This is a genomic window from Acidocella sp. (genome assembly GCF_035535915.1).
In the GTDB taxonomy this organism is placed as follows: Bacteria; Pseudomonadota; Alphaproteobacteria; order Acetobacterales; family Acetobacteraceae; genus Acidocella.
The window spans coordinates 1-7,106 of the sequence record NZ_DATLPB010000010.1 but is presented as its reverse complement, the minus strand read 5'-3'; the positions used below and the strand labels follow the sequence as shown (position 1 = coordinate 7,106).

Genomic DNA, 7,106 nt, shown 5'->3' with positions numbered 1-7,106 from the left:
GCCGAGAACGCTTCCGTCAGGCGGAACATCAGATCGCCGCCGGAGAGCTTCACCAGACCCGCCGCCACCGAGTCCACCACCCGGCGCTGTTGCGCCGCCGTCTCGGCACGCGCCGCCTCGTTGGCCACGCGCTCCGCGTCCGCCGCCTGCCGGTCGGCTTCGGCCCGCGCCTCGAGCGCGCGCTTTTCCACCGCGTCGTCACGGAACTGCGCCACGCGCCGCGCCATGCGCCCAATATCGTCCTGGCGCTCAAGGCCGGGAATACCGGCATCGAGCTGCGCGCCAGCGATCTTTTCCATCGCGCCCGAGAGACTGGACAGCAGAGACGAGACGTTGCGGTTCATGAAAAAGATCAGACCCAGGAACACGACAAAAAGCGGCACGAAAATCTCGCCCAACCCGATCACGCGGTCGATGAAGGCGGTGCGCAGATCGTCAATGTAAAGTCCGGTGCCGATCACCCAGCCCCATTGGGGCACCGCGAGCGCGTAGGAAATTTTCGGCTGCGGCACGGTCTGCCCGGCCTTGGGAATATAATAGCGGCTGAAAATCGGCTTGCCGGCGCGCGCGGCATCGAGCAGCGGCGCGTTCTTCAACGTGCCGTATGGATCGCGCATATCGTACCCGTTCGTGCCGAGATAGGATTTAACCGGCATCACCAGAAAGATGTTGTTCGCGTCAAAGGCATAAAAATAATTGCCACCGTCGAAGCGCGCCGCCGCCAGGGCGGCCATGGCAGCGTGCTGCGCCTGCTCCGTGGTCATCTTGCCCTGCTCGGCCAGCGTGACGAATCCTTCCGTCATGGTCACTGCGGCTTCCGTTAGGTTTTGAATCTGCGCCTCTCTCGCCTGCAGCGCGATGTCGTATGAGGTTCTGAGGCCGATCCCCAATGCAATGAGGGTGAACAGAACGCCAAGTATGCCAAACAGAGTGAACTGCCTGGGGATCGACAAGTTGAGCCGCATAGAGACCTTCCTAACATGCAACTTTAAATTACAGTAATCTAAATCTCTACTACCTTGAGCATACTAAATCTTGCATCGCAACCAATTTTTACCGAAGCGAAAAAACGCGCCATTTTCCTAATTCATAGATATTCCACAATTTTTTTGGCATTCCCGCATTCCTCGGCAGCTGAGAGAGGCCACGGAAACACCCGATCGCGCGCATAGCCGTTGGTCACCTCAGCCGCCGGGCGCCGCGCCCGGCATGGCGGCGGGCGAGTGCATGATCTGCTGGATGAGTTTCTTCACGGCCGGCGCCGGCTCGTTGGCCCTGAAAATAGCCACAACTTCGGATTGTATCTGGGGGCCGGCCAAGGGCCGGAAGACGACGTTCGGGATGTGCAGTGCCGCGGTGACCACGCTCGGCACAACGGCGATGCCCGCCCCCAGCGAAACCTGCACAAGCACCGCGACCAGACTTCCGGGTACGGCAATGATATTCGGGACAAATCGCCCGCGCCGCCCGACCTCATGGGTCCCGGCCTGCTGCTCGGGCGCGATAAAGCGGTCGCGAGCAAGATCGGCGGCATGCAACGGCACGTCAGACATTGACGCCGGATGATCGGCCGGCAACGCCACGCAGAACTGGTCCTTCAGCACGGCATGCGCCCGCAACGCGCGCGGCAAAGGCATCGGCGTGCGCACGAAACCGATATCGATCTGCCCGTGATCGATCAGATCCGGCAGGCTCGCCATCGGCAGCTCTCGGGCGCGAATGTCGATGCCGGGCCAGGCCTGCCGGAAACGGCTGGCCTGGTCTTGAATTGCGCCACCATAAATGGCAGAGCCGACATAGCCGAGCTCGATGCGGCCGACTTCGCCCCGTCCCGCCCGACGGCCGACGCTTTCCGCGCGGGCGAAACGCTCCAGCACGGCCTTCGCCTCGGCGAGGAACAACTCGCCCGCCGCGGTCAGCGCCACGCTTCGCTTGGTTCTCGCGAACAGCCGGACGCCCAGGATCTGTTCGATGTCCTGGATCTGCACCGTGAGCGTCGGCGGGGCAATGCCGAGGCTCTCCGCCGCGCGCGCGAAATGCAGATGCTCCGCGAGCGCGACAAAATACCGCAGATGCCTCAGCTCCATCCGGTCTTCTCCTTAATTAGGCCCTAACAAATTATATCACGAAAATTCGGTAATGATTCTAATTGTGAATCTTGCTTGAAGCAGCTGCGTCGAATCCGGAAGTAAGCATGATCGAGCCATGACGTCGCCGCGCAACTTCGCTCTGCCCGCCCACGCGGCGGTGGCGCCCCAGGCCGAGGCCATGCGGCCGAAGCTGGCGATCCTGCTCACGGCTTCGGTGGGCTGCGCGATGACGGTGCTCGACACCAACATCGTCGCCATCATCCTCCCCACGGTCGCGCGCCGCCTGGGCGCCGATTTTGCCGATGTCGAATGGGTCATCAGCACATATGTGCTGTGCTTTGCCGCCCTGCTGCTTCCGGCGGGGTCGATCGCGGACCGTTTCGGACGCAAGCGTGTCTTCCTCGGCGGGATTGGTTTGTTCGCCTTTGCATCGCTCTGCTGCGGCGCGGCGCCGACCGCCTTCGCCCTCTATGTGGCGCGGGCGTTGCAGGGTGTCGGCGCGGCGTTCCTCCTGGCCCCGGCGCTCGCCATCATCGGCCATGCCTTCAATGACCCGGCCGAGCGGGCACACGCCTGGTCGGTCTGGGGTGGCGTGATGGGGATAACCATGGTGGTGGCGCCGATCCTCGGCGGCGTCATCGCCTTCCTGCTGGGGTGGCGCTGGGCCTTCTATGTCAATGTGCCGATCTGCATCGGGCTCGGCTGCGCCGCGCTGGCGCTGGTGCCGGAGTCCCGCGACGACCAAGCCCGGCGGCTCGATCCGGCCGGCATCGTGCTGTTCGCGGGCACGATGTTCGGCGTCACGTGGGGGCTCATTCAGGGCCAGGCGCATGGCTGGCTCTCGCCCCACGCCGTGGCGGGTTTCGCTGGCGGGCTTCTCTCCTTTGCCTGCTTCTGCCGGGTGGAAACGCGCCAGGCACGGCCGATGCTCGATCTCTCGCTGTTCCGCTCCGCGCCTTTCATCGGCGCCGTGCTTGCGATGTTCGCCTATGCCGCCACGGCACAGGTGATGGCCCAGCTCCTCCCGCTCTATCTGCAGAACGGGCTCGGGCGGGCGCCGCTTGTAGCCGGAATCTCGATGCTGCCCTTCGCGCTTGGCATGCTGATTCTTCCCTACATCGGCCGGCGCCTCGGCCACTTCCTCGCCTCGCACCATGTTCTCGCGCTTGGCCTCGCACTCGTCTCGGCCGGCGACCTCCTCACGTCCTGGGCCGCCTATTCCGGGCATGCCCAAATCGTCGTCATCGGCATGGCGCTGCTCGGGAGCGGCGGCGGCTTGCTGAATGGCGAGACGCAAAAAGCGATCATGGGCGCCATTCCAAAAGACCGGGCCGGCATGGCGTCGGGGATCAGCACCACCGCCCGGTTCAGCGGCATTTTGCTGGGATTCGCGATGCTGAGCGCCATTCTCGGGATCGCCGGCCGCTTCACGCTGGCGCTCCACGCACAAGCGGCCCTCACCCAAGACCCGGAAAACGCTCAGGAATTCGCGCAGTTGGTGGTCGCCGGCAACACCCCCACGGCGCTCCGCCTCATGGGCGACGGCAAGGCGGCACTCGCCACCCAAATCGCGCATCAGGGCTATAGCGCCGGCTTCGCCGCCGCCTTGCTCTTCGCCGCCATGATCGCCGCGATCGCCGCCATGCTGGTGGCAATTCTCATGCGGCGAAAACAGAAGAAAGAAGCCGCTTTTTAAAAAAGCGGCGCAAAATTTTTACTATGCTGGGCCAGGGGCGTTGTCGCCGACACGGCCCATGCCCTCCGGGGCTATTCCAACGGTGCTACGCACCGCCGGAACCTTCAGCCCCTCCGCCCAGCATAACAAAGTTTTTTTGCTACTTTTTGTTCACAAAAAGTAGCGCTTACTCCCTTACTTCTTCAGTACCTTGCAGATCGCCCCGCATAGAATCGCCAGCTCCTCCGCCCCGATGGTCAGCGCCGGCGTAAGATAGAGAATGTTGCGGAACGGGCGGATCCACACGCCCTCGGCCACCAGCGCCATGCGCAGCGCCGCCGGATCGGCGATGGCGTGCAGCTCGACCACGCCGATCGCGCCCAGCACCCGCACATCCTTCACGCCGGGCAGGCCCCGACAGGGTTCCAGCCCGGCGGCGAGCGCCGCGGAAATCGCCGCCGCCTGGTCGAGCCGGGGCTCGGTCTCGAACAGATCGAGCGAGGCGTTGGCCGCCGCGCAGCCCAGCGCGTTGGCCATGAAGGTGGGGCCGTGCATCAGCGCCGTCGCCGGGCTGTCGGACAGGAAGGCGGCGAACAACTCGTCACTGGCGATGGTGGCGGCAAGCGGCAGCGTGCCGCCGGTCAGCGCCTTGGAGAGGGTGATGATATCCGGCACCACGCCCGCTTGCTGGAAGGCGAACATCGTGCCGGTGCGGCCGAAACCGGTGAAAATCTCGTCGAAAATCAGCGTCAGCCCGTAATAGTCCGCCGCCGCCCGCAGGCGTTTCAGCACCTCCGGCTGATGCAGCACCATGCCGCCCGCCCCCTGCACCAGCGGCTCGACGATGATGGCGGCGAGCGTGCCGGCATGCTGTTCGAGGCAGGCTTCGAACGCGACAACGCTGGCGGCGTCGCGCGGCAATGGCACGACGGGATGCTCCGGCAGCAGGCCGGCGAACAGGCTGTGCATCCCCTCTTCCGGGTCGCAGATCGCCATCGTGCCCAGCGTGTCGCCGTGATAGCCGTTCGTGAAGGCAAGAATTTTGGTCCGACCGCGCTCACCCCGGTTCAGCCGCGCCTGCACCGCGATCTTGACGGCGACTTCCACCGCGACCGAGCCGGAATCGGTGAAGAACACCCGGTTCAGCGGGTCCGGCATAAGCTTCGCCAGGCGCGTGGCGAGCCGGTAGGCCGGCTCATGCCCCAGCCCGCCGAACATCACATGCGGCAGGCGCTCCAGCTGGGCACGCACCGCCTGCTGGATGTGCGGATGATTGTAGCCGTGGCAGGCGGTCCACCAGGAGGCGATGCCGTCGACGAGCACCCACCCATCCTCAAGAAAAATCCGGCTCCCCTCCGTGCGCGCCACCGGCAGCGGCAGCGGCGCGGTCTGCATCTGCGCATATGGCAGCCAGACATGCCGCCAGCCTTCCTCCAGCCAGCTCAAGACTCGGCACGCATCCCGAGCTTGGCGAACAAAGCCTCGTCATGGGGAACCGTGGCATTCCTGGTGGTGAGCAGCTTCTCGCCGTGGAAGATCGAGTTGGCGCCGGCGAGGAAGCAAAGCGCCTGGGCCTCGTCGCTCATCGCCTCACGCCCGGCGGAGAGCCGCACATAGCTCTCCGGCATGGTGATGCGGGCCGCCGCCACCACGCGGACGAAATCGATGGCATCGATCGGCGCGGATTTGGCCAAAGGCGTGCCCTCCACCGCCACCAGGGCGTTGATCGGCACGGATTCCGGCGGCTTCGGCAGGCTCGCCAGCGCCGCGATCAGCCCGGCGCGGTCGCCCTCATCCTCGCCCATGCCGACAATGCCGCCGCAGCACACATTGATGCCGGCGTCACGCACATGCGAGAGCGTATCCAGCCGGTCCTGATACACGCGGGTGGTGATCACCTTGCCATAATATTCCGGCGATGTGTCGAGGTTGTGATTGTAATAGTCGAGCCCGGCCGCCTTCAGCCTGGCCGTCTGCGGGAAGCTGAGCATGCCGAGCGTCACGCAGGTCTCCATGCCCAGCGCCTTCACGCCGGAGATCATGTCGCATACCGTGTCGAGATCGCGGTCCTTGGGCGAGCGCCAGGCCGCCCCCATGCAGAAACGCTGCGCGCCCTTCTCCTTGGCGGCGCGCGCCTCGGCCAGCACTTTCTCGACTTCCATCAGCTTGCCGGCCTTGGTGCCGGTGTCGTAGCCCGCCGCCTGTGGGCAATAGCCGCAATCCTCCGGGCAGCCGCCGGTCTTGATCGACAGCAGCGTGGAAATCTGCACGCGCGTCGGGTCGAAATGCGCGCGATGCACGGTCTGCGCGCGATAAAGCAGCTCCGGAAACGGCAATGCCAGCAACTCGGCGACCGCGTCGCGGCTCCAGCGCGGCTCAACAGCGATATGGCTTTCCGGCACCGGCAAACTCCTCTACTCGAATCTCCCTCAGGTTTAACCACATGCTCTATGGCTGGAAAGGGTTCTGACCATGCTCAGCTATTTCGTGACCGCCACCGGGACCGATATCGGCAAGACCTACGTCACCGCCAACATCATCCGCGCGGCGCGGCAGGTGGGGCTGGATTTCTCGGCGATCAAGCCGGTGCTCTCGGGCTATGACGAGGCCAATGCGGCATCCTCCGACCCGGCTCGGCTGCTCGCCGCCATGGGCAAAAAGGTCACGCTGCGCAACATCGCCGCCCTCACCCCCTGGCGCTTCGCCGCGCCGCTCTCCCCGGACATGGCCGCCGCCCGCGAGGGGCGGAAAATCGATTTCGCCACCCTCACCGCGTTCTGCGAAGCGGCGACCCAGGCCGCCCCGGACGTGCTGCTGATCGAAGGCGTGGGCGGCGTCGCCGTGCCGCTGGACGACACGCACCTGGTCGTCGACCTCATCGCCGCCTTGCGCCTGCCCGCCATATTGGTGGCCGGCACCTATCTCGGCACGCTCAGCCATACCATCACCGCCGCCGAGGCGCTGGTGGTGCGCGGCATCCCGGTCGCCGCGATCGTGCTGAACGAGAGCGTGGGCGCGCCGGTCAGCCTGGAAGAAACCGCCGCAACGCTGGCCCTCCGCCTGCCGCACCCGATCCACCAAATCCCACGCAACGCCGCTGCGCCGCCGTTCCGCGCCCTGGTGGCGAGTTTGGGCGAGCTTGAGGCTGATGCGGAGACGGGAGGGTAAGGAAGGAAGGACAAGGATAAGTAAGCGGCCGCTTTTTAAAAAAAAGCGGCGCAAAAACTTTGGGGCTGTCCCAGATGTTAGGGTGAATTCTTTCTGACCCAGCGCTTGAGCTGCTTCAAGAGCTGGGCGGGAGAGCCGTCGTTGAACCTCCACTCGCATTCCTTGAGGAAGAG

General features: G+C 64.9%; 6 protein-coding genes. 2 read left to right on the top strand and 4 right to left on the bottom strand.

The annotated features are described in order from the left end of the window. On the bottom strand, positions 1-965 hold a 965-nt coding region (locus VNC39_RS01290), incomplete at its 3' end, for a cache domain-containing protein (RefSeq protein WP_325395396.1). A 219-nt stretch (positions 966-1,184) separates the two neighbouring features. Beyond that, entirely contained in the window at positions 1,185-2,087 is a 903-nt protein-coding gene (locus tag VNC39_RS01285; protein WP_325395394.1) for a LysR substrate-binding domain-containing protein, read from the bottom strand. 118 nt (positions 2,088-2,205) lie between these two features. Between VNC39_RS01285 and VNC39_RS01280 the strand changes: the two genes are divergently transcribed. Beyond that, positions 2,206-3,786 carry an MFS transporter gene (locus VNC39_RS01280; protein WP_325395392.1) on the top strand — a complete coding sequence of 527 codons (1,581 nt, stop codon included), beginning with the start codon at positions 2,206-2,208 and terminating at the stop codon, positions 3,784-3,786. A gap of 174 nt (positions 3,787-3,960) precedes the next feature. Here the strand turns inward: VNC39_RS01280 and VNC39_RS01275 are convergent, their stop codons facing one another. Both VNC39_RS01275 and bioB read right to left on the bottom strand, forming a co-directional pair. After that, complete coding sequence (locus VNC39_RS01275) at positions 3,961-5,211, bottom strand: adenosylmethionine--8-amino-7-oxononanoate transaminase (protein WP_325395390.1); 1,251 nt, start codon at positions 5,209-5,211, stop codon at positions 3,961-3,963. Then, on the bottom strand, positions 5,208-6,173 hold the full coding sequence (gene bioB / locus VNC39_RS01270; RefSeq protein ID WP_408839975.1) for a biotin synthase BioB: 966 nt from the start codon (positions 6,171-6,173) through the stop codon (positions 5,208-5,210). Before bioB ends, VNC39_RS01275 begins: the two co-directional genes overlap by 4 nt. A gap of 64 nt (positions 6,174-6,237) precedes the next feature. On the opposite strand from bioB, the gene bioD reads away from it, so the two are divergent. Then, positions 6,238-6,933, top strand: a complete 696-nt coding sequence (gene bioD, locus VNC39_RS01265; RefSeq protein WP_325395386.1) for a dethiobiotin synthase — start codon at positions 6,238-6,240, stop codon at positions 6,931-6,933. Positions 6,934-7,106: the final 173 nt, after the last annotated feature.

Excerpts from the sequence above, each read along its gene's own strand:
- VNC39_RS01285 (WP_325395394.1), bottom strand. The coding sequence starts at position 2,087 with ATGGAGCTGAGGCATCTGCGGTATTTTGTCGCGCTCGCGGAGCATCTG.
- VNC39_RS01280 (WP_325395392.1), top strand. The coding sequence starts at position 2,206 with ATGACGTCGCCGCGCAACTTCGCTCTGCCCGCCCACGCGGCGGTGGCG.
- bioD (WP_325395386.1), top strand. The coding sequence starts at position 6,238 with ATGCTCAGCTATTTCGTGACCGCCACCGGGACCGATATCGGCAAGACC.